Source organism: Protofrankia sp. Cas3, assembly GCF_963555955.1.
Lineage (GTDB): Bacteria > Actinomycetota > Actinomycetes > Frankiales > Frankiaceae > Protofrankia.
In genome coordinates this window covers 1-486 of sequence record NZ_CAUVXP010000262.1, presented here as the reverse complement: position 1 = coordinate 486, position 486 = coordinate 1, and the positions used below count along the sequence as shown (strand labels likewise).

Below are 486 nucleotides of genomic sequence, written 5' to 3'. Positions count from 1 at the left end.
CCCCCCCGCCCCACCTACCTTCCCCGACTCACCCACCAACCCCGACGACGACGGAGATGAACAGGGACACATTCATGACCGGACTGCAAGGGGTGGGGTTGGGAATGCACTGGATGGTTGGCGTAGTCAGCGATTTCAGTTTGGAAATCAGCAGTTTCTGCTCGATAAGGGCGATATTACGCATATTCTCGAGCGTCATCATCCGGCCTATTGGGATGGCTCTTTGAAGGCGTCGCAGAGCTTTTTTGATGAGGGAATGTCCATTCAGGACGTGCAGGATGCGATTGGAAGCGTCCTCCGTCAGAATCGGGATATACTTATCAGTCGGGGTTCGAAAGGTATGTATCAGATTCAAGGTGAGGTAGATGGCATCGACTATGTACTAGGGCTTAACAGAGGGCATATCGGTCAGTTTTATCCCGGCGTTCTTCCATAGCAGACGAAGAGGTTAAGAGTGATCGAAATTAAGTCCTATCTTCGTATGAG

1 pseudogene is annotated in these 486 nt (G+C 51.2%); it reads left to right on the top strand.

The annotated features are described in order from the left end of the window. A pseudogene (locus tag U9983_RS26695) lies at positions 1–436 on the top strand (hypothetical protein); the annotation flags it as partial. Between the last annotated feature and the right edge of the window lie 50 nt (positions 437–486).